This is a genomic window from Bacillus sp. Brlt_9 (genome assembly GCF_051948935.1).
In the GTDB taxonomy this organism is placed as follows: domain Bacteria; phylum Bacillota; class Bacilli; order Bacillales; family Bacillaceae_G; genus Bacillus_A.
In genome coordinates, this window is sequence record NZ_JAYJLO010000002.1 from 611,766 (window position 1) to 629,738 (window position 17,973).

At 35.1% G+C, this 17,973-nt stretch carries 25 protein-coding genes and 1 pseudogene; 17 read left to right on the plus strand and 9 right to left on the minus strand.

What is annotated here, in order from left to right; all coding sequences use genetic code 11:
* Positions 1-127 precede the first annotated feature (127 nt).
* The 3 genes from VF726_RS09400 to VF726_RS09410 all read left to right on the plus strand — a co-directional run bounded on the left by VF726_RS09400 (position 128) and on the right by VF726_RS09410 (position 1,633).
* Positions 128-778, plus strand: coding sequence for a 2OG-Fe(II) oxygenase (locus VF726_RS09400; RefSeq protein ID WP_097843945.1), 651 nt, complete (start codon positions 128-130; stop codon positions 776-778).
* A gap of 118 nt (positions 779-896) precedes the next feature.
* Positions 897-1,394, plus strand: a complete 498-nt coding sequence (locus VF726_RS09405) for a shikimate kinase (protein WP_440167608.1) — start codon at positions 897-899, stop codon at positions 1,392-1,394.
* A gap of 38 nt (positions 1,395-1,432) precedes the next feature.
* Complete coding sequence (locus VF726_RS09410) at positions 1,433-1,633, plus strand: YqzE family protein (RefSeq protein WP_000106080.1); 201 nt, start codon at positions 1,433-1,435, stop codon at positions 1,631-1,633.
* Positions 1,634-1,700: 67 nt separating this feature from the next.
* Here VF726_RS09410 and VF726_RS09415 read toward each other — a convergent pair whose 3' ends face one another.
* Positions 1,701-2,333: a VC0807 family protein gene (locus VF726_RS09415; RefSeq protein WP_001073110.1), complete on the minus strand. Its 633-nt coding sequence runs from the start codon at positions 2,331-2,333 to the stop codon at positions 1,701-1,703.
* Positions 2,334-2,473: 140 nt separating this feature from the next.
* A pseudogene (locus VF726_RS09420) lies at positions 2,474-2,592 on the minus strand (GTP pyrophosphokinase).
* Between the two features lie 73 nt (positions 2,593-2,665).
* Between VF726_RS09420 and VF726_RS09425 the strand changes: the two are divergent.
* Both VF726_RS09425 and VF726_RS09430 read left to right on the plus strand, forming a co-directional pair.
* Entirely contained in the window at positions 2,666-2,893 is a 228-nt protein-coding gene (locus tag VF726_RS09425) for a hypothetical protein (protein WP_000032702.1), read from the plus strand.
* A 97-nt stretch (positions 2,894-2,990) separates the two neighbouring features.
* On the plus strand, positions 2,991-3,122 hold the full coding sequence (locus tag VF726_RS09430) for a hypothetical protein (protein ID WP_440167613.1): 132 nt from the start codon (positions 2,991-2,993) through the stop codon (positions 3,120-3,122).
* Between the two features lie 36 nt (positions 3,123-3,158).
* Here the strand turns inward: VF726_RS09430 and VF726_RS09435 are convergent, their stop codons facing one another.
* Complete coding sequence (locus tag VF726_RS09435; RefSeq protein WP_440167615.1) at positions 3,159-3,953, minus strand: YqhG family protein; 795 nt, start codon at positions 3,951-3,953, stop codon at positions 3,159-3,161.
* Positions 3,940-5,622 carry a DEAD/DEAH box helicase gene (locus tag VF726_RS09440; RefSeq protein ID WP_440167617.1) on the minus strand — a complete coding sequence of 561 codons (1,683 nt, stop codon included), beginning with the start codon at positions 5,620-5,622 and terminating at the stop codon, positions 3,940-3,942. Before VF726_RS09440 ends, VF726_RS09435 begins: the two co-directional genes overlap by 14 nt.
* Before the next feature lie 391 nt (positions 5,623-6,013).
* Between VF726_RS09440 and gcvT the strand changes: the two genes are divergently transcribed.
* The 12 genes from gcvT (at position 6,014) to VF726_RS09500 (ending at position 15,113) form a co-directional block, all read left to right on the plus strand.
* Entirely contained in the window at positions 6,014-7,114 is a 1,101-nt protein-coding gene (gene gcvT / locus VF726_RS09445; RefSeq protein WP_087956936.1) for a glycine cleavage system aminomethyltransferase GcvT, read from the plus strand.
* A 20-nt stretch (positions 7,115-7,134) separates the two neighbouring features.
* Entirely contained in the window at positions 7,135-8,478 is a 1,344-nt protein-coding gene (gene gcvPA / locus VF726_RS09450) for an aminomethyl-transferring glycine dehydrogenase subunit 1 (RefSeq protein ID WP_144612634.1), read from the plus strand.
* Positions 8,475-9,950, plus strand: a complete 1,476-nt coding sequence (gene gcvPB / locus VF726_RS09455; protein WP_061677399.1) for an aminomethyl-transferring glycine dehydrogenase subunit 2 — start codon at positions 8,475-8,477, stop codon at positions 9,948-9,950. Before gcvPA ends, gcvPB begins: the two co-directional genes overlap by 4 nt.
* A 292-nt stretch (positions 9,951-10,242) precedes the next feature.
* A complete protein-coding gene (locus tag VF726_RS09460; protein WP_000639160.1) occupies positions 10,243-10,446 on the plus strand; it encodes a DUF3929 family protein in 204 nt (67 codons plus the stop codon).
* A 70-nt stretch (positions 10,447-10,516) separates the two neighbouring features.
* Entirely contained in the window at positions 10,517-10,708 is a 192-nt protein-coding gene (locus VF726_RS09465; protein ID WP_000535935.1) for a hypothetical protein, read from the plus strand.
* Between the two features lie 118 nt (positions 10,709-10,826).
* On the plus strand, positions 10,827-11,201 hold the full coding sequence (locus VF726_RS09470) for a GntR family transcriptional regulator (RefSeq protein ID WP_001021351.1): 375 nt from the start codon (positions 10,827-10,829) through the stop codon (positions 11,199-11,201).
* 3 nt (positions 11,202-11,204) lie between these two features.
* Positions 11,205-12,077, plus strand: coding sequence for an ABC transporter ATP-binding protein (locus VF726_RS09475; protein WP_440167621.1), 873 nt, complete (start codon positions 11,205-11,207; stop codon positions 12,075-12,077).
* A complete protein-coding gene (locus VF726_RS09480) occupies positions 12,058-12,726 on the plus strand; it encodes an ABC-2 transporter permease (RefSeq protein ID WP_440167624.1) in 669 nt (222 codons plus the stop codon). Before VF726_RS09475 ends, VF726_RS09480 begins: the two co-directional genes overlap by 20 nt.
* Before the next feature lie 14 nt (positions 12,727-12,740).
* The gene (locus VF726_RS09485; protein ID WP_440167626.1) at positions 12,741-13,373 is read left to right on the plus strand and encodes an ABC-2 transporter permease; all 633 of its coding nucleotides are present in this window, start codon (positions 12,741-12,743) and stop codon (positions 13,371-13,373) included.
* A 69-nt stretch (positions 13,374-13,442) separates the two neighbouring features.
* Positions 13,443-14,066, plus strand: a complete 624-nt coding sequence (locus tag VF726_RS09490; RefSeq protein WP_053563658.1) for an ABC-2 transporter permease — start codon at positions 13,443-13,445, stop codon at positions 14,064-14,066.
* A 17-nt stretch (positions 14,067-14,083) separates the two neighbouring features.
* Positions 14,084-14,677 (plus strand): ABC-2 transporter permease, encoded by a 594-nt coding sequence (locus VF726_RS09495; RefSeq protein WP_440167628.1) that lies wholly within the window; start codon positions 14,084-14,086, stop codon positions 14,675-14,677.
* Positions 14,678-14,927: 250 nt separating this feature from the next.
* A complete protein-coding gene (locus VF726_RS09500) occupies positions 14,928-15,113 on the plus strand; it encodes a hypothetical protein (protein ID WP_197234422.1) in 186 nt (61 codons plus the stop codon).
* A gap of 16 nt (positions 15,114-15,129) precedes the next feature.
* Here VF726_RS09500 and VF726_RS09505 read toward each other — a convergent pair whose 3' ends face one another.
* From VF726_RS09505 to VF726_RS09525, 5 genes are all read right to left on the minus strand, one after another.
* A complete protein-coding gene (locus VF726_RS09505) occupies positions 15,130-15,387 on the minus strand; it encodes a DUF3975 family protein (protein WP_053563661.1) in 258 nt (85 codons plus the stop codon).
* 15 nt (positions 15,388-15,402) lie between these two features.
* Positions 15,403-15,717 carry a DMT family transporter gene (locus VF726_RS09510; protein WP_016080306.1) on the minus strand — a complete coding sequence of 105 codons (315 nt, stop codon included), beginning with the start codon at positions 15,715-15,717 and terminating at the stop codon, positions 15,403-15,405.
* 1 nt (position 15,718) lies between these two features.
* Positions 15,719-16,051: a DMT family transporter gene (locus tag VF726_RS09515; RefSeq protein WP_000312344.1), complete on the minus strand. Its 333-nt coding sequence runs from the start codon at positions 16,049-16,051 to the stop codon at positions 15,719-15,721.
* A gap of 71 nt (positions 16,052-16,122) precedes the next feature.
* Positions 16,123-16,704, minus strand: a complete 582-nt coding sequence (locus VF726_RS09520) for a TetR/AcrR family transcriptional regulator (RefSeq protein WP_053563662.1) — start codon at positions 16,702-16,704, stop codon at positions 16,123-16,125.
* 97 nt (positions 16,705-16,801) lie between these two features.
* A complete protein-coding gene (locus VF726_RS09525) occupies positions 16,802-17,779 on the minus strand; it encodes a LacI family DNA-binding transcriptional regulator (RefSeq protein WP_053563663.1) in 978 nt (325 codons plus the stop codon).
* Positions 17,780-17,973: the final 194 nt, after the last annotated feature.

The window sequence follows — 17,973 nt, forward strand, 5'->3', positions numbered from 1 at the left end:
CTGTTTTTTTATAGAAAATGGATAAATAAAACAGTTGGAAGTTTAAATTTTCTCAAAAAAGAGAAAGGTAGAAAGAATATGATATATTCAAGCTATCTAAACATATTTTTTTAGGGAGAATAGGGAAATGACAAACAACAATCAAATAGGTGAAAATAAGGAACAAACTATTTTTGATCATAAAGGAAATGCAATTATGACGGAAGATAGGGAAATACACATTATTTCAAAATTCGAAGAACCTCTTATTGTCGTGTTAGGAAATGTATTAAGCGATGAAGAATGTGATGAATTGATCGAATTGTCTAAAAGTAAGTTAGCACGTTCTAAAGTTGGTTCATCACGTGATGTAAATGATATTCGAACGAGTAAGGGTGCGTTTTTAGACGATAATGAACTTACTGCGAAGATTGAAAAACGAATTTCATCTATCATGAATGTTCCTGCGTCGCATGGAGAAGGACTACACATTTTAAATTATGAAGTGGATCAACAATATAAAGCGCATTATGATTATTTTGCGGAACATAGTAGATCAGCTGCTAATAATCGTATTAGTACGCTTGTCATGTACTTAAATGATGTAGAAGAAGGCGGAGAAACGTTCTTTCCAAAATTAAATCTTTCTGTGAACCCTAGAAAGGGAATGGCAGTATACTTTGAGTATTTTTATCAAGACCAATCACTAAATGAGCTTACGTTACATGGAGGGGCACCTGTAACGAAAGGTGAGAAATGGATTGCAACGCAGTGGGTGAGAAGAGGCGCTTATAAGTAAAAGCGTGTATGAAACGTTTTGTTCTTCATTGTATAAGAAGAACAAAACGTTTTTTTATTAAATAATGGAATCATTCGTTATAATAACAAATAATAACGAATGATTGAGAGGAAAGAATATGAAATCTATATACATAACCGGTTATATGGGAGCAGGGAAAACAACAATTGGAAAAACGTTAAGTAAAGAACTTCATATGGATGTTGTCGATACAGACCAAAAAATTGAAGAGAAGCAAGAGAAGGCAATTCGTAATATTTTTGCCGAAGAAGGTGAAATGGCTTTTCGGGAATATGAAAGTGAAATGCTACGTTCACTACCGGTTCATAATGTAATTATTACAACTGGTGGAGGAATTATTGAACGGGCGGAAAATCGAAAGTGGATGAAGGAAAATGGAACAGTTGTGTATTTATATTGTGATCCACATGTAATTGCAGAGAGGCTTCGTGAAGATACGACGCGTCCACTATTTCAAAAGAAAGACATAGAGGCATTTGTGGCAAAATTTGAATCGCGCCGAGCTTATTATGAAGAGGCTCATATTCATATTGATACGACGAATAAGTCTGTAAAGCAAATTATGAATGAATTAAAAGAAAAGATTAATGAATAAAAAAGTGGACATACTAATCAAGTAGAGGTGATGATAATATGTCTACTAATGATTATGTTCGCTTTGTGACGCAGCAGTTTGTGTCGTATATGGATGCTCCAAAAGAAGATCGTAAACAAAAGAAAGAACAACGCCGTGCTGAAAAAGAGCCATTTATGAATAAGTGGTTTGGTGTTATGCCACTAAGTGCTGCTTTGTTTTATCGAAACGTAAAAGATAAAAGGAAAAAATCAAGTTAACGATTTCGTAATATGTGTAGCAAAATAAAAATCCCCTAGTAGTATGATGCTACTAGGGGATTTTCATTTACTGCACGGATTCTTTTTCTTCTGTAACGGCATGTATTTTATTATTTACCCAAACAAATCCAATTCCGATACAAATAGAAATGCCCCATCCAACAGCGGTCATAATCGCTCTCATTTCACCATAGCCATCTACACCGAAAACAGAGATGAAATAAATTTTTAAGAAGCTTTTTAATATGAATTGTAGCCCGAAAAAGAGCGTTAAATATTGCAGTGCTGGATAGATACGACTATCACGATACAGTTCACGACTTTTATCACGGTCATGGCCTTGTAGTGCGGCAATATCTGCTGCGAAATATAACATAAGTGGTTTCTTTATAAAGATTGTACAGATAACGATAATACCGAGCACGATGTGATAATAAGCATCGTTCCATAACATTCGTTCAGCTGATCCAGATAATAGATCTACCGTTGTATTAGAAATGAGTGTAATTAAAATAAAGAATCCTGTTACGTTAAACTGTTTTTCTTTTTTAAAGGTATACAGTGTATAAATAATCCCCGGAACAGAGGAAAGTAACATTGCGTAATAAGGATCGATATAAGGTTTTGCAAATTTCCAAATGAGGAATGGGATTACGAGATAAAAGACAAGATCTAATATAGCTTTTTTATTTTGATTCATACAAATCCTCCTTAAGTCATACATATATTTTATAATATAATTTCTGAAAATTGTATAAGGTTTAATGGGAAAAGAAAAAATATATCAATTTTTGAGGGAGTAGTAGATTGAAAAAATTGCCCCTAGCGTAGTAAGTTTTTTTAGTATATAATAAAGGAAACGCTTTCATTTTTTTATTTTGTTCACAAAATGGACGGAAAATCACATATTTACTATCGATATGTTGCTTTATAATGAAACTAATTAAATATACATGCATACAATATTGTGAAATAAATAACATAAATAATCTATATAAATGTAAACGTTATCAAAAGAGAGAGGTGGAGACAATGAGTAAATTTTTCTTCAATCATAATCCAGCAACAGTAGAGGATGGAAGGCTTGTTAAATATGCTGAAATTATTTATGGAGAAGGTGGCCGTTCTGTATTAGAAAATTTAATGGTGAAGGCATCTATCAGATTACGTGATCGTTATCCGAATAAATCTGACGAGCAGATCTCGAACCTAGTAAATAAAGGCATCCATGATATGTTTCAAAAATACGTGAGTGAGTAAGAGTAGCCAATGGCTGCTCTTATTTTTTTTGTATAAGGATTGTATCTCTAGCTGAAAATAAGGGGGTATTTTGAAAGATATAAAAAGGGGTGAAAAGATGAGCAATGGAATTGGTCGTTCGAAAGAAAATCTTCCAACTGATGCAAATCATGTGAGTGCAAAGGATCGTGCGTATCAAAAACGCATGGCAAAGCAAAAACAACAAGGGCGTAATGGCGATAGAGGATAACTCAAAGAAAGCTCCTTCTAAAATAGAAGGAGCTTTTTAAGATAGAAAATGATTCGCGGTAACATAAAAGAGTCCACCGTTAATAATTTGCACTGTAATGCGTGGTTCATATTGTTCTTGCAGTGCTTGTTTTTCAATTTCATAGCTTTCGGGAAGTTCATCACTTTCTTCATAAAAACGATTTAAAAGGTCTAAATCGTGATTCCAGCGCACTCTTGCTTCTTTCGCCCACGTATGGTCATCTTCTGCAATAATATTTTTTAAAGCGTCCTCTATACGTTGTAAACCACTTTGCGGTTTAATAATAGGCGAGAGGGTAAAACAAAAATCAGGTATTTTCGGTGTAAGTTTAATTTTAGTTAATGTTTCATGAAAGTTTGCAATCATTGTGCCAGAAATGAGATGAATACCAATCGAGTGGAGGATGTCCTTTTTTCGATCACATTGATAGGAAACTTTAATATTTACACCGAGCCACGGATGGAGCGGTGTATGTGTTGCTCCGCTATGCCGTACTTCCTCATATAAACGTATGTAAGAGCCTAATTCTTTTGTCGTTTGAAAAATTTGATGAAGGCGTGGGGAACCGTAGTGAATCAGTTCACCATCGTTTTCTTCATCTTCTGGATTCGTAACAAGAGTAAGGCGCATCGGATTCGGTACGCCTCCTGTTTTCTCAAGATAGTGCCAATAAAAAGGGCGATTCATTAATAATTTATCCATCTCAATAGTTAACTGCACATCTAATAAATGAGGAGAACGTTCTAAAATTTCACAGTTATTCGCCTCAAAAAAATTGTATAAGTAATTATGAATTTCATGTTGCTGCATAGCCTTGCACCTCAGCTTCATTTCGTTTTGCAAAGTCGATAATGGATGTTAAGTTTTCCATCTTAATTCGGATTTCTCCTTCGCTTTTTGATTGCGCAAATATTTCTTGAATGTGCGCGTCTATGTTTTTCATATTAATTCTCGTTAAAATTTCATCAAGTTCACCGATAACACGCTCAAATAAATTGATTTTTTCATATAACAGTTTCAAAATATGTTCTTCCACAGTGTGTTTTGTAGCTAAGTTATAAATATGAACATCATTCTTTTGACCAAGACGGTGAATACGTCCGATTCTTTGTTCAAGACGCATTGGATTCCATGGCAAATCATAATTGATCATATGGCTACAAAACTGTAAGTTAATCCCTTCACCACCAGCTTCAGTTGCAATTAATACTTGTGCGTGTTTTTGGAAAAGTTCTTTCATCCAATCTTTCTTCCCGCGTTTAAACCCGCCGCGGAATGGAACGGAAGAAATACCATGTTGTTGTAAAAACCATTGTAAGTACATTTGTGACGCTCGATATTCTGTAAAGATGACGACTTTATCGTCAATTTCTTTTATAAGCTCAAGAGCTTTAGTCGCTTTTGAATTGAAAGGAATATGATTAATTTTGTCCATTAGCACATCAATATGTGGGTCTTTTATGTAATGCTCATTTTCTTTCTGCCTTTTTTCCACATGTTTTTTTAATGAATAGTACACAGCCTCGCGACTACTACACGCTTCTCGTTTTAAAGTTAATGATGAGAAAGCAGATGTGAAGGCGTCTTGCCCTCGCCAATTTTCAATACCATTATACAAAGCTTGTTCTTCTTCATTAAACTCAACAAAAATTGTACGTACATGTCTCTTTGGCCAATCAATTCCGGTATTATGCCGTCGATTTCGAACCATCACTTTATTAATAAGAGCTTTTAAATCTTCATCCGATTCGGCAGAACGATTTTTTGAAGCGTAATATTCTTCAAAGTTGGATTGATTGCCTAAATGTCCTGGCTTTAATAAAGATACAAGGTTGAAAATTTCATCGATCTTATTTTGAACAGGAGTAGCGGTTAATAATAAACAAAATTTCTTTTTTAAACGCTGTGCAAATTCATAGTTTTTTGTTTTATTATTTTTGAGTTTATGTGCTTCATCGATAATAATAAGGTCATATTCTAAGTTCAAAACGATATCGCGATGCGGTGAACGTTTTGCAGTATCAATTGAGGATACAATCACATCGGCTTGTTCCCACGAGTAGCTTTTCTTCTGGGCTACAGCGGGAATGAAAAACTTTGTATTTAGTTCGTATGCCCATTGTGATACGAGAGAGGCAGGAACGAGTATAAGCACCTTTTTCACAAGACCGCGGACCATATATTCTTTTAAAATAAGCCCAGCTTCAATTGTTTTCCCAAGTCCCACTTCATCTGCTAGTATTGCCTTACCATTCATTTGTTCAATGACATTTTGAGCGACTTCTAATTGATGAGGAAGTGGTGTGAAATGAGATAAATGTTTCGGTGCTTGTAATCCATCGAAAGTAGGAACAAGTAATGATTTTTCTGTTTTATAAGCTAAATGATATAAATCCCAGTTTGTCCAAGGGCCATCTTCATCAATTCTATTTAAAAAATTATTTTGCCACGTTCGATCTACGGAAATATCGACATTCATTACGACTCTCCCACCTTTTATAAACTAAAGTAATTATTAAAAAATCTTTATTATATAAACCTTGTAATAAGGCACTATTACACATACTAAAAGTTAAAGAATAGGTAAAGATAAAGGGCTAAATTTTGAAAGTTGTATTTAATAAGATTAAGAATAAAAAATTCTAAATTATTTTTTATGCTAGAATATTGATGAAATATAGCGAATGATGTTAGGATAATGGTGTGAAATGTGTGGAATCTTTCGTATTTTATCCAAGAAAGTGATTTTTTATTTACGCTTTCATAAAAAAATATAATGAGATTCCGTATATCCTATCTTTTCAGAGTGAAAATGTTTAGATAAGGGAAACAACTTTTATTGATTTGTCAGAGCATAAGGGGGAGAGAGCATGATTACATTACAACGTACACCGTTATTTGATGTATACGCGAAGTATGGTGGGAAAACAATCGACTTCGGTGGTTGGGAGTTACCAGTTCAATTTTCAAGCATTAAAGAAGAACATGAAGCTGTACGTACAGCGGCAGGTTTGTTCGATGTGTCTCATATGGGAGAAGTTGAGGTAAAAGGTGTAGATAGTTTAGCATTTTTACAACGAGTTGTTACAAATGACGTTTCTACCTTAAAGGTAGGAGGCGCACAATATACAGCTATGTGCTACGAAAATGGTGGTACAGTAGATGATTTATTAATCTACAAACGTGGTGAAGAAGACTATTTATTAGTAATCAACGCATCAAATATCGAGAAAGATTACGAATGGTTAGCTAGCCATGTAATTGGCGATGCAAAAGTAGTCAATGTTTCTAGTGAAGTTGCACAGCTTGCAATTCAAGGACCAAAAGCAGAAGGCATTTTACAAAAAGTTGTGTCAGAAGATTTGAAAGAAATTAAGTTCTTTAAATTTAAAAACGATATTCTTGTAGATGGAATTCCAGCACTTGTATCTCGTACAGGTTACACAGGTGAAGATGGATTTGAAATTTACTGTAAGAGTGAAGATGCTGCAAAACTTTGGGAGAAACTTCTTGAAGTTGGAGCAGAAGAAGGCTTAAAAGCATGTGGTTTAGGTGCTCGTGATACACTTCGCTTCGAAGCGACATTACCACTTTACGGTCAAGAATTATCAAAAGATATTACACCGATTGAAGCTGGAATTGGCTTTGCGGTAAAGCCAAATAAAGAAGCAGACTTCTTTGGAAAAGCGACTTTAAAAGAGCAAAAAGAAAACGGTGCGCCTCGTAAGTTAGTCGGCATCGAAGTAATCGAACGTGGAATTCCTCGTACGCATTACCCTGTATTTATTGGAGAAGAAAAAATCGGGGAAGTAACGAGTGGTACACAATCTCCAACGTTAAAGAAAAGCATTGGTTTAGCACTAATTGATGTAAAATACGCAGCAGTTGATACAGAAGTAGAAATTGAAATTCGTAATAAACGCGTCAAAGCAGTAGTTGTTCCAACACCATTTTATAAACGTTCAAAGTAACGGGGAGAGGGGTAGATTTCATGTTGCATCGTTATCTTCCAATGACAGAAGAAGACAAAAAAGAAATGTTACAAACGATCGGCGTTCAAACGATCGATGAGTTATTCTCTGATATTCCAGAGAGTGTTCGTTTTAAAGGGGATTTAAAAATTAAAGAAGCAAAATCAGAGCCAGAGCTGTTAAAAGAGTTAACTCAAATGGCTAGTAAAAATGCTAATTTAAAAGAATACGCTTCTTTCTTAGGAGCAGGCGTATACGATCATTACGCTCCAGTAATTGTAGATCACGTTATCTCTCGCTCAGAATTTTATACAGCTTACACGCCATACCAACCAGAAATTTCACAAGGGGAATTACAAGCAATCTTTGAATTCCAAACAATGATTTGTGAATTAACAGGAATGGATGTAGCAAACTCTTCTATGTACGATGGAGGTACAGCTTTAGCTGAAGCGGCAATGCTAGCAGCTGGCCATACTCGTAAAAAGAAAATTCTTGTATCTAGTGCGGTTCATCCAGAATCAAGAGCAGTACTTGAAACGTATGCAAAAGGTCAACATCTTGAAGTTGTTGAAATTAATCATAAAGATGGTGTAACAGATTTAGACGTATTACAAAGTGAAGTAGATGATACAGTTGCTTGTGTAATCGTTCAATATCCAAACTTCTTTGGACAAGTTGAAAAATTAGCTGATATTGAAAAAATCGTTCATCAACAAAAATCATTATTTATCGTTTCTTCAAATCCGTTATCATTAGGCGCATTAACACCACCAGGAAAATTTGGTGCTGATATTGTAATCGGTGATGCACAACCATTTGGTATCCCAACGCAGTTTGGTGGACCACACTGTGGTTATTTTGCAACAACGAAAGCATTTATGCGTAAAATTCCAGGACGTCTTGTCGGACAAACTGTAGATTCAGATGGTAAACGTGGATTCGTATTAACGTTACAAGCACGTGAACAGCATATTCGCCGTGATAAAGCGACGTCTAACATTTGCTCAAACCAAGCGTTAAATGCATTAGCAGCTTCTGTTGCAATGACGGCACTTGGTAAACAAGGTGTGAAAGAAATGGCACGTCAAAACATTTCTAAAGCACAATATGCAAAACGTCAATTTGAAGCGAAAGGCTTCACAGTTACATTCGCTGGACCATTCTTCAATGAGTTCGTTGTAGATTGCAAGCGTCCAGTGAAAGAAGTAAACGATGTATTATTACAAAAGAATATTATCGGCGGTTACGACCTAGGCCGTGATTATAAAGAGCATGAGAACCATATGCTTGTAGCAGTAACTGAGCTTCGTACAAAAGAGGAAATTGACACACTTGTAAACGAAATGGGGGCTATCCAATGAAGAACCAAGACCAAGCACTTATCTTTGAAGTGAGTAAAGAAGGACGCATAGGATATAGCCTACCAAAATTAGATGTAGAAGAAGTGAAACTAGAAGATGTGTTTGAGAGCGATTATATTCGAGTAGAAGATGCAGAGCTACCAGAAGTATCTGAACTTGATATTATGCGCCACTATACAGCACTTTCAAACCGTAACCACGGTGTTGATTCTGGATTCTATCCACTTGGATCTTGTACGATGAAATATAATCCGAAAATTAATGAGAATGTAGCTCGTTTCGCAGGATTTGCAAATATTCATCCGTTACAAGACGAAAAGACAGTACAAGGTGCAATGGAATTAATGTACGACTTACAAGAGCATTTAATTGAAATTACAGGTATGGATACTGTTACATTACAACCAGCAGCTGGTGCACACGGAGAATGGACAGGCTTAATGTTAATTCGTGCGTACCATGAAGCGAATGGCGACTTTAACCGAACGAAAGTAATTGTTCCTGACTCTGCTCACGGAACGAATCCAGCATCTGCAACTGTAGCTGGTTTTGAAACAATTACAGTAAAATCAAATGAAAATGGTCTTGTTGACTTAGAAGATTTAAAACGTGTTGTAAACGAAGAAACAGCAGCACTTATGTTAACAAACCCTAATACATTAGGTTTATTCGAAGAAAATATATTAGAAATGGCAGAAATCGTCCATAATGCAGGCGGTAAATTATACTATGATGGTGCAAACTTAAATGCGGTATTAAGCCAAGCGCGCCCAGGAGATATGGGATTTGACGTTGTACATTTAAACCTTCATAAAACATTTACAGGTCCTCACGGCGGCGGTGGCCCAGGTTCTGGTCCAGTAGGTGTGAAAGCTGATTTAATTCCGTACTTACCAAAACCAATTTTAGAGAAAACGGAAAATGGCTATCGCTTTAACTATGATCGTCCAGAAGCAATTGGGCGCGTAAAACCATTCTATGGTAACTTCGGAATTAACGTTCGTGCATACACATACATTCGTTCTATGGGTCCAGATGGACTACGTGCAGTAACGGAGTATGCGGTATTAAATGCGAACTATATGATGAGAAGATTAGCACCATTCTATGATCTTCCATTCGATAGACATTGTAAGCATGAGTTTGTATTATCAGGTCGTCGTCAAAAGAAACTGGGTGTCCGTACATTAGATATTGCAAAACGTCTGCTTGATTTCGGTTATCACCCACCAACAATTTACTTCCCATTAAATGTGGAAGAATGTATTATGATTGAGCCGACAGAAACAGAATCAAAAGAAACATTAGACGGTTTCATTGATAAGATGATTCAAATTGCTAAAGAAGTAGAAGAAAATCCAGAAGTTGTACAAGAAGCACCTCATACAACAGTCATTAAACGTTTAGACGAAACGATGGCTGCACGTAAACCAGTTTTACGTTATGAAAAGCCAGCTCCTGTACAAGTTTGATTAGAATAACGAAGGAAGAACTCGCTATATGCGGGTTCTTTTTTTGTATGGAGAATCTGTGCAGAATTAGTGAAGAAAATGTTAAAAATTTATATTTTTTGTTTCATAATGGCGTAAAGAAGCAGTTTCATAGGTGATTTTGTTGAAAAAGTCGGTTTGATAAAAGTATTTATTTTTGTTAGAATTTTATTGAAATTAAGAAGATGTAATGAGATAGGAATGACTCATTTTTATGTATATGTGAAAAAACGAGCAAGCTGGGGGTGAAAATGTGGGATATCGGTGTTATAGAATGATATACCATTTAGAAAACGGAAAAACGATTAAAGATGTAAAAGAATTTTGTTATCGAGATCAAGGAAAAGTACTAGAAAGAGTAGCACATCGCGTGATGGATAATAGAGAAGTGACGGCAATTGATAAGCAAGGAACGATCATTTCAATAGCATGTGAGGACATTGTAAAGGTGGAACTTGATTACATAACAGAAAGTTAACCTTGAGTCATATCGAATTATTCGATAAAATATACTGTTGAATGGTGAAGTGAGAAGAGAGGAGTTTATCATGGGTAGTACAAGACACTTTTATATGTTTATCTTAGCGTTTGTTCTTGTTGTCGCATTAACGATTTATTTAATTGTTGATAGCACTTGGTACAACACAGTTCATCCGGCGTTCCTTCTGTTTATGTATGTAGGAATTGCGGTAGTGAGTTTCGGAATGAGAGATGAGATGTTAGATCGCTTTGAAAAGTGATACATATACGAAAGACCAACAGGAAAATGTTGGTCTTTTTTTCTTGCCAAAAATAGGATAGTGTGTATATACTGTATATATAAGGTATATACAGTATATACACACACTGGAGGAAAACATGAATATTATTATTTCGAATTCTTCCCAAGACCCTATTTATGTACAAATAAGAAAACAATTAAGCCAGCTTATTTTAAATGGTGGTTTAAAGGGTGGAGACCAATTACCGTCTATTCGTAGCTTAGCAAAGGAATTACAAATTAGTGTAATTACAACGAAGCGTGCGTATGAGGAGCTTGAAAAAGAAGGATATATAGAAACTGTTGCTGGGAAGGGGACTTATGTTTCACGTAAAAATAATGAACTACTAAAAGAACAAAGGCTTCGTCTATTAGAAAGTAAAGCGGAAGAGATTGTAAATGAAAGTAAAGCGTTGCAGCTTTCACTTGAAGATTTACAGCAGATGATTGCGTGTTTATATGAGGGGGAATAAAGGGTGTTAGAGCTAAAAAACGTTTGTAAAAGTTATGAAGATTTTGCAGTGAAAAATATAAGTTTTACGTTACCACGCGGATATATTATGGGATTTGTCGGTCCGAATGGAGCAGGGAAAAGTACGACGATCAAAATGATTATGAATTTAATTAGAAAAGATAGCGGTGATATAAAAATTTTTGGCAAGGACAATAAGAAAGCTGAAAAGGAAATAAAACAAAATATCGGTTTTGTATATGATGAAAATCATTACTACGAAGATTTAACGTGTGAACAAATGAAACGTATTATTGCACCGTTATATAAAAAGTGGGACGAAGAGCAGTATCAATCGTATATGCATAGACTGCAAGTTCCGAAGTATAAAAAAATTAAAGAATTATCAAAAGGGATGAAAATGAAATTTGCGATTGCTATCGCACTTTCACATCACGCGGAGTTTATCATCATGGACGAACCGACAGCAGGATTAGATCCAGTTGTTCGAAGTGAGTTGATTGATATACTGCAAGAGATTGTAATGGAAGATGAAGTATCTGTATTATTCTCAACGCACATTACAACAGACTTAGAGCGTATCGCTGATTATATTACGTTTATCAACGATGGAGAAATTATATTTACTGGTGAGAAAGATGAATTAATGGAGAACTACGTAATCGTAAAAGGAAGTAATGATTTATTAGACCGAGAAGGAAAAGAGCTATTTGTTGGATTGCGAAAAAATAAGTTCGGTTTCGAAGGTTTAGCGAAGGATAAACAAGCAATTATCGATTGGTTTGGAAATGAAGTTGTACTAGAAAAGCCTACATTAGACGATATCATTGTTTACACTGCGAAAGGAAGAGGTGCCTATGCGTCAGCTCGTATATAAAGATTTGTTCTTTTTTCGGGTAACGTGGTTAGTGAATCTAATTATGCCTCTTGTATTATTTATGTTAGATCCAAGTGGTGAATTGTTATTTTCGATGAGTTGTCTATTTATAACCCTTTCTTCCGTTATGACGTTAACCTTTATGGATGAAAGGAATAACAGTGACATTATTATAAATAGTTTACCGGTAAGCCGAAAGGATATCATAATTGCTAGATATATTTCCTGTGCAATATTTATTGTTGGTGGGATACTCTCTACGATGTTAGTTGTTTTTCTTGTAAGAGGCATTGTGGTTATTGGTGATATCGGTGCATATCATCCGAATCTATACATAGAAATTCCATGGTATGAAGTAATAAATGGAGCTGTTTACGCCGTATTTTTTGTTGTAACATTCTTTCCCAGTTATTATGTTACAAGGTCAAAGATAGCACGAAGTATAGTGTCAGGAGCATCAATGGTAGTTGGAGGAATTGCTTGGATATTCTTAGGAGATGGATTGGATGAAACAACACCTTCATTCATTGAGTGGATTATGAATCCAGTGCATATTGGTGTATTTATAATTGGAGGAATTATATTAGCTAGTTTCTATATTGCTTCTATGTTTCTTACAATTAAAATTTATGGAGCGCGTGATTTATAGAGAGGGGAATTACCATGCAGCAATTGATTTTGAAGGAGTTTTTCTTACAAAGAAAAACGTTTCTTATCTATTTGATCTTACCAATATACGGAGCATTCCAAAATTCTATAGAACCATTTCAAATGGCGTATGTTTGTTTTGCTATATGTCTTTTGATGATTTCAATCTCTTTATCAAATGAAGAGAAAAATAGTACAGAAAAAATATTAGTAAGTCTACCGTTTACTAGAAAAGATATTGTCATTGCGAAATACATATCTACACTATTTTTTATGGCATTCAGCTTAATCATTACATTCGTTTTCTTTGTACTACCTGTATTTGTATTAAAAGAAAATATAAATATTCCTTGGTATGCAGCATTTATAGCTATTTTCTTTTCTAGTCTGTATGCTGTTATGATTCTCCCAATAAAATATAGTGAGGATAAGCGAACGGTTACTATGCTGGGATTAGTTATGCTTTTTCCGATGATAGGTTTACTAGGATTTATGTGCAATATATTTATGGATGAAAGGCTTATGTTAATGTTTTTTCGAACTTCAGATGTGCTATTAGTTATAAGTATTTTAAGTATAGGCGCGTGTGTAAGTTATTTAGCCTCAATGATCGTAGCTATTGTGAGTTTTAAAAAGAGAGAGCTTTAACGCTTATGACTTGTTGTATATAAAAAGTCATAAGTAATGTTAAGGGATAAGTTTAGGGAGGTGTAACAAATGATCAAGCAACTAGTTTTAAAAGATATGATGTTGCAAAGAAAGGTAGGGGTTGTTGGTTTTATATGCTTGCTTTTCCTAGCAATTGTTGATTTCGGTAGCGACACTTTTCTGTTGAAGCTTAGTATAATTATACCTATCCTTGGAACAATATGGTCGACGAGTTATGAGGCTAGAAATAAGAGCGAAAAGATATTAAATAGTTTACCGTTTGATCGTAAAGAAATTGTCATAGCAAAATACATATTTGTAAGTATTTTAGTTGTTTTAGGTGTCGTTTTCTCACTTTTAGTTGGTTTAATTCAGTTGCAAAATGAAAATATAACTGGATTTATGCTGTGGGGAGCGATTCTTGGCGGAATAACGGGAGGATTGGTTTATAGCATAATCGTACTTCCAATTGAATTTTCGGTAGAATATAGCAGTTCGAAACAGGCTGCTTATTTTATGGGAGTTATAGTTGGTGGATTAAGTGGAGTAATTGTAAGTAGTGTATGGTTAGATGTAGAGAATGTTTGGAGCACGAGTCTAGTCGTAAATGTTTGTTTTATAGTGGGACTACTTCTTTTATATATCATGTCTATGTTACTCTCAATTAATTTGTATAGTGAGCGTGATTTGTAAGGGAGAGGGGAATAGTTTTGAAACAACTAATTTTAAAAGATTTTATTATTCAGTGGAAATTTTTAATGTGGTACATACTATATCCTATTCTCTTTTATATGGCCTTAAAAGATACGGGAAATGTATTCGTAATTATGTCGGTTATTTTTACAGTTATGGCGACGGTAAAAACGTTTGAAGCCGATGGTAAAAATGAGAGTGAAATAATAGTAAATAGTTTACCGATATTGAAAAAAGAAATTGTATTTGCAAAATATGTTGTATCGATTATTATTCTTTTCATAAGTGTATCAATCGGTTGTTTCACGATGGGAATGAGTAATGGAACTAATGTATTTGAATTTATTGAAACAACAATGGTTACTAGTATTAGCTTCATTTTAGTATATTTAAGCTTTGTTTTACCAATAGCGTTTTGGTTAGGATATAAAAAAACTATTCTTATTACAATAGTAATATTCATGGCGCCGATTGTTATTTTAGAAACTTTGTTTCAAATCAACCTAGAACAAATTCAACTATATAACAGTGTGTTATTCGTTAGTTCAATATGCATGTTCATAGTATCTGTCTTCGTTTCAGTGAAATTGTATGAGAAGAGAGAATTTTAAAAGGTGCCTTATAAAAGGCACCTTCTTCAATAACGACAATATGAAAGTAAGAGTTTATAAACAGAGAGGTTATTTGGTACAACATCTTTTGGAGTATGTAATATAAAGCTGAAAACGATAACGAGAGTGAGAAAGAGGAAAAATAAAAATAGGATCTGCTTATGTATAGAATTTTGCATAGAATTCACTCCTTTTTTAGGTAGTATGTCCAAAAGAAAGAAGTGTATGAAAAATTTTAGGGGGGAGAATGATGAATAAAAGAAAATGGTTCTATAGAATAGGGGTATTTTTATTTTCAATCGGTCTCATATTATCAAATTTTTATTCAGATATACCATCACCATTTCCTAATTTACATAAAGGGGTCTGTATAAGTGTTGTCATAGTTGGTCTTCTTTGTCTTATCGCATCAAACTTCTATAGAAAGTCTGAATGAATATAAAAAAGGACAGTTACTCTTTTTCAGAAGTACTGTCCTTTTTAAATAACTTATTCCACAATTTGGCGATACTCCATATAATGACGATTGCAATGGAGGCAATAACTGACCAAACAATAGATATAATTTCAAGTGTCATGTTAGGAAGAAATGTAAGGATGGATACGACTCTATGAAACAACCATTCTATTATATGAAAACTGATTTGCAGTAGAATGACGATCCCGAGTGTCATCCATGCTAGCATTTGTTTTCCTTTTTCTTTCCACATGACATTCACCTCACGTTAGCTTAATAGTTTTAAGCCAACAGCGCCGCATAGAATGCAACTTAAGAAGGCAAGGCGACGCCAATCCGCTGATTCGCGGAAAATTAGAATGCCTAGAAGTGCACTACCGGCAGTTCCGATTCCAGTCCAAATCGCGTAAGCAGTTCCCATCGGTAATGTGTCCATCGCAAGGGATAAGAAGAAGAAACTTACTGCGAAGTTAGCGATTAAAATAACTTTTGGTGCCCAGCCTTTCTTTTCAGTGGCTACTTTCATAAAGAGTACACCAATAATTTCACAAATACCAGCTAGAATTAAAAATACCCAAGCCATTTTATGCGGCCTCCTTCGCTTCTTTTTCTTCTGTTACTCGTTTTAAACCAATTACTCCGAAGAAGATTAAACCAATTAATAATACTTTTACAATAGAGAAAGGTTCTCCAAAGACGAAAATCTCTGTCAGAACGATTCCGCCAGCCCCAATTCCTGTGAAGACTGCGTATACAGTGCCGACAGGTAAATCTTTATAGGCTCTAAATAATAAGACGAAACTAATTGTAATTAATAGCGCAACACCAGCCCATTCAAGTGGTGCCTCCGCTTTTTTTAGTCCAATCACCCAAAAGATTTCAATAATACCAGCTATGATTACATAAATCCAAGCCATATGTCATTTCTCCTTCCTACCAGTCGTTAGGTAAAGGGCTTAAAAACGACGCATTGCAAAGGAGCAATCCGTCAGTTTGAAAGTCCGCGCCAAAATACTTGCCAAGAAGCGTCTAAACGTGTCTCAAAACGATTTAAACCTGCGTATAGTAGTTCAACCATGAGACCGTCAAGTAAGCATAGAAAAGCCTCTAAGGCATCTTTTACTTCAATATTATGAAGCTCATCTTGTTCGCTTGCTCTTTTAAATACAGGGAATAAAAGTTTTCCGACGTTTTCAATGTGCACATTTGCTTTATTAATAATTTGTTGGCGAAATGCATCAGGCGGAAAATAAGAAGTTCGTAACCAAAACATTGATTCTTCACTTTCACCAAATCGTTTTGCATAGCCCTTTAGTAACTGTAAGAGCAATTCTTCAGTAGACGAATTTGAAAATTTTTCGATATCGTCAGTGAAGCTCTGTAAATCTTTTTGAAGAGCGGATTCTAAGCATATAAAATATAGCTCTTCCTTTCCTTTAAAGTGTGCGTAAATCGATGGCTTTTTAATCCCAACTTCTTGAGCAATATTTGCTAATGAAGTTCCTTCATAGCCGTAGCGTGCGAAATGAGAAAGTGCTACAGCTTTAATGCGGTTTGCTGTCATTTTCATCCCCTACCTACCGTTCGTTAGGTTTATTATATGAGATGGAAAATATAAAGTCAATAGGGGAAGAGCTGAAAAAAGAGCGCTATAGGTAACGCTCTTTTTAGACAGTATCTCGTTCAATTAGATGGAATGAAAGCTCTTTTGCGTTCCCGACAATTTGCTCGCTCTGGATCTGCTTATGGAATAAAGAAAAAGCATGTGAGCCCATTGCGAGACCGGGATGCTCAATTGTGGAAATTTCTAACGCCTTTGAAATTTCATGATTATCAAATCCGAGGATAGCAAGGTCTTCAGGTACTCGAAGACCTTGCTTTCGAGCCTCTGTTAATAAACCTGCTGCAACTTGATCGTTCGCTGTAAAAATAGCGGTTGGACGATTTTTCATGTTTAAAATACGGTGGAGTATTCTTGCACCGTCCTGCATTGTATAGCACTGATGAAAAATCCATTCGGGATGTAACGTTTTCCCTTCGTTACGAAGTGTATCAGCAAACGCTTTTTCACGTTCCATAGAATTTACACTTGTTTTTCTTGCTAAACAAATCCCGATTTTTTCATGGCCTTTACTAAGTAAATAGGCGGTGCCGAGACGGAAGCCTTCATAATGATCTACGTAGACAGATGAAATGAGGGGGTGGTCCATTTTTTCGCATGAAATAATAGGAGCAAATTTTGCGAAAGGTTCAATTTGTTCCCATGAACTCGTTCGAGAGCAAATAATCATCCCGTCGAATTGCTTCATTTTCATCATTTCAAGAACACGAATTTCTTCAATGCTATCGTAATTTGTTTGACATAAATTAATGTGATATCCAGCAGCTAACGCTTCGTTTCCAATTCCTTCAATAATGGTACTGAAGTATGGAAGGTTAATGAAAGGGAGCATTACACCGATCGTATATGTTTTTCCCTTTATTAAATGAATAGCATTTATATTTTTTGCGTAGTTCAATTCTTCAACAGCATCTAGAACACGCTTACGCTTTTCTTCTTTTACGTAAGGGTGATTATTAAGGACGCGGGAAACAGTTGATATGGATACACCAGCAGTTTTTGCAATTTGTTTTATATTGGCCATATGTATCACCTCTTCCCCTTATTATAAAGGGAAAATAATAAGAATGAAAAAATCTTGACCTGAAAAGCTTTTCACAAACTATGGTATGAATAAGGCTTCTTTTTATTCGCGTAACCTTTTCATTTGGGCGTAAGAATGATAGGGGTCTTTTTGTTTGCAAAATAGTTTTGTCAAAATGTGTGAGAATAACGTGG

What these genes read in the sequence shown, in the direction of transcription:
- VF726_RS09400 (WP_097843945.1), top strand. Translation starts at nt 128, where the DNA reads ATGACAAACAACAATCAAATAGGTGAAAATAAGGAACAAACTATTTTT.
- VF726_RS09405 (WP_440167608.1), top strand. Translation starts at nt 897, where the DNA reads ATGAAATCTATATACATAACCGGTTATATGGGAGCAGGGAAAACAACA.
- VF726_RS09410 (WP_000106080.1), top strand. Translation starts at nt 1,433, where the DNA reads ATGTCTACTAATGATTATGTTCGCTTTGTGACGCAGCAGTTTGTGTCG.
- VF726_RS09415 (WP_001073110.1), bottom strand. Translation starts at nt 2,333, where the DNA reads ATGAATCAAAATAAAAAAGCTATATTAGATCTTGTCTTTTATCTCGTA.
- VF726_RS09425 (WP_000032702.1), top strand. Translation starts at nt 2,666, where the DNA reads ATGAGTAAATTTTTCTTCAATCATAATCCAGCAACAGTAGAGGATGGA.
- VF726_RS09430 (WP_440167613.1), top strand. Translation starts at nt 2,991, where the DNA reads ATGAGCAATGGAATTGGTCGTTCGAAAGAAAATCTTCCAACTGATGCA.
- VF726_RS09435 (WP_440167615.1), bottom strand. Translation starts at nt 3,953, where the DNA reads ATGCAGCAACATGAAATTCATAATTACTTATACAATTTTTTTGAGGCG.
- VF726_RS09440 (WP_440167617.1), bottom strand. Translation starts at nt 5,622, where the DNA reads ATGAATGTCGATATTTCCGTAGATCGAACGTGGCAAAATAATTTTTTA.
- gcvT (WP_087956936.1), top strand. Translation starts at nt 6,014, where the DNA reads ATGATTACATTACAACGTACACCGTTATTTGATGTATACGCGAAGTAT.
- gcvPA (WP_144612634.1), top strand. Translation starts at nt 7,135, where the DNA reads ATGTTGCATCGTTATCTTCCAATGACAGAAGAAGACAAAAAAGAAATG.
- gcvPB (WP_061677399.1), top strand. Translation starts at nt 8,475, where the DNA reads ATGAAGAACCAAGACCAAGCACTTATCTTTGAAGTGAGTAAAGAAGGA.
- VF726_RS09460 (WP_000639160.1), top strand. Translation starts at nt 10,243, where the DNA reads ATGATATACCATTTAGAAAACGGAAAAACGATTAAAGATGTAAAAGAA.
- VF726_RS09465 (WP_000535935.1), top strand. Translation starts at nt 10,517, where the DNA reads ATGGGTAGTACAAGACACTTTTATATGTTTATCTTAGCGTTTGTTCTT.
- VF726_RS09470 (WP_001021351.1), top strand. Translation starts at nt 10,827, where the DNA reads ATGAATATTATTATTTCGAATTCTTCCCAAGACCCTATTTATGTACAA.
- VF726_RS09480 (WP_440167624.1), top strand. Translation starts at nt 12,058, where the DNA reads ATGCGTCAGCTCGTATATAAAGATTTGTTCTTTTTTCGGGTAACGTGG.
- VF726_RS09485 (WP_440167626.1), top strand. Translation starts at nt 12,741, where the DNA reads ATGCAGCAATTGATTTTGAAGGAGTTTTTCTTACAAAGAAAAACGTTT.
- VF726_RS09490 (WP_053563658.1), top strand. Translation starts at nt 13,443, where the DNA reads ATGATCAAGCAACTAGTTTTAAAAGATATGATGTTGCAAAGAAAGGTA.
- VF726_RS09500 (WP_197234422.1), top strand. Translation starts at nt 14,928, where the DNA reads ATGAATAAAAGAAAATGGTTCTATAGAATAGGGGTATTTTTATTTTCA.
- VF726_RS09505 (WP_053563661.1), bottom strand. Translation starts at nt 15,387, where the DNA reads ATGTGGAAAGAAAAAGGAAAACAAATGCTAGCATGGATGACACTCGGG.
- VF726_RS09510 (WP_016080306.1), bottom strand. Translation starts at nt 15,717, where the DNA reads ATGGCTTGGGTATTTTTAATTCTAGCTGGTATTTGTGAAATTATTGGT.
- VF726_RS09515 (WP_000312344.1), bottom strand. Translation starts at nt 16,051, where the DNA reads ATGGCTTGGATTTATGTAATCATAGCTGGTATTATTGAAATCTTTTGG.
- VF726_RS09520 (WP_053563662.1), bottom strand. Translation starts at nt 16,704, where the DNA reads ATGAAAATGACAGCAAACCGCATTAAAGCTGTAGCACTTTCTCATTTC.
- VF726_RS09525 (WP_053563663.1), bottom strand. Translation starts at nt 17,779, where the DNA reads ATGGCCAATATAAAACAAATTGCAAAAACTGCTGGTGTATCCATATCA.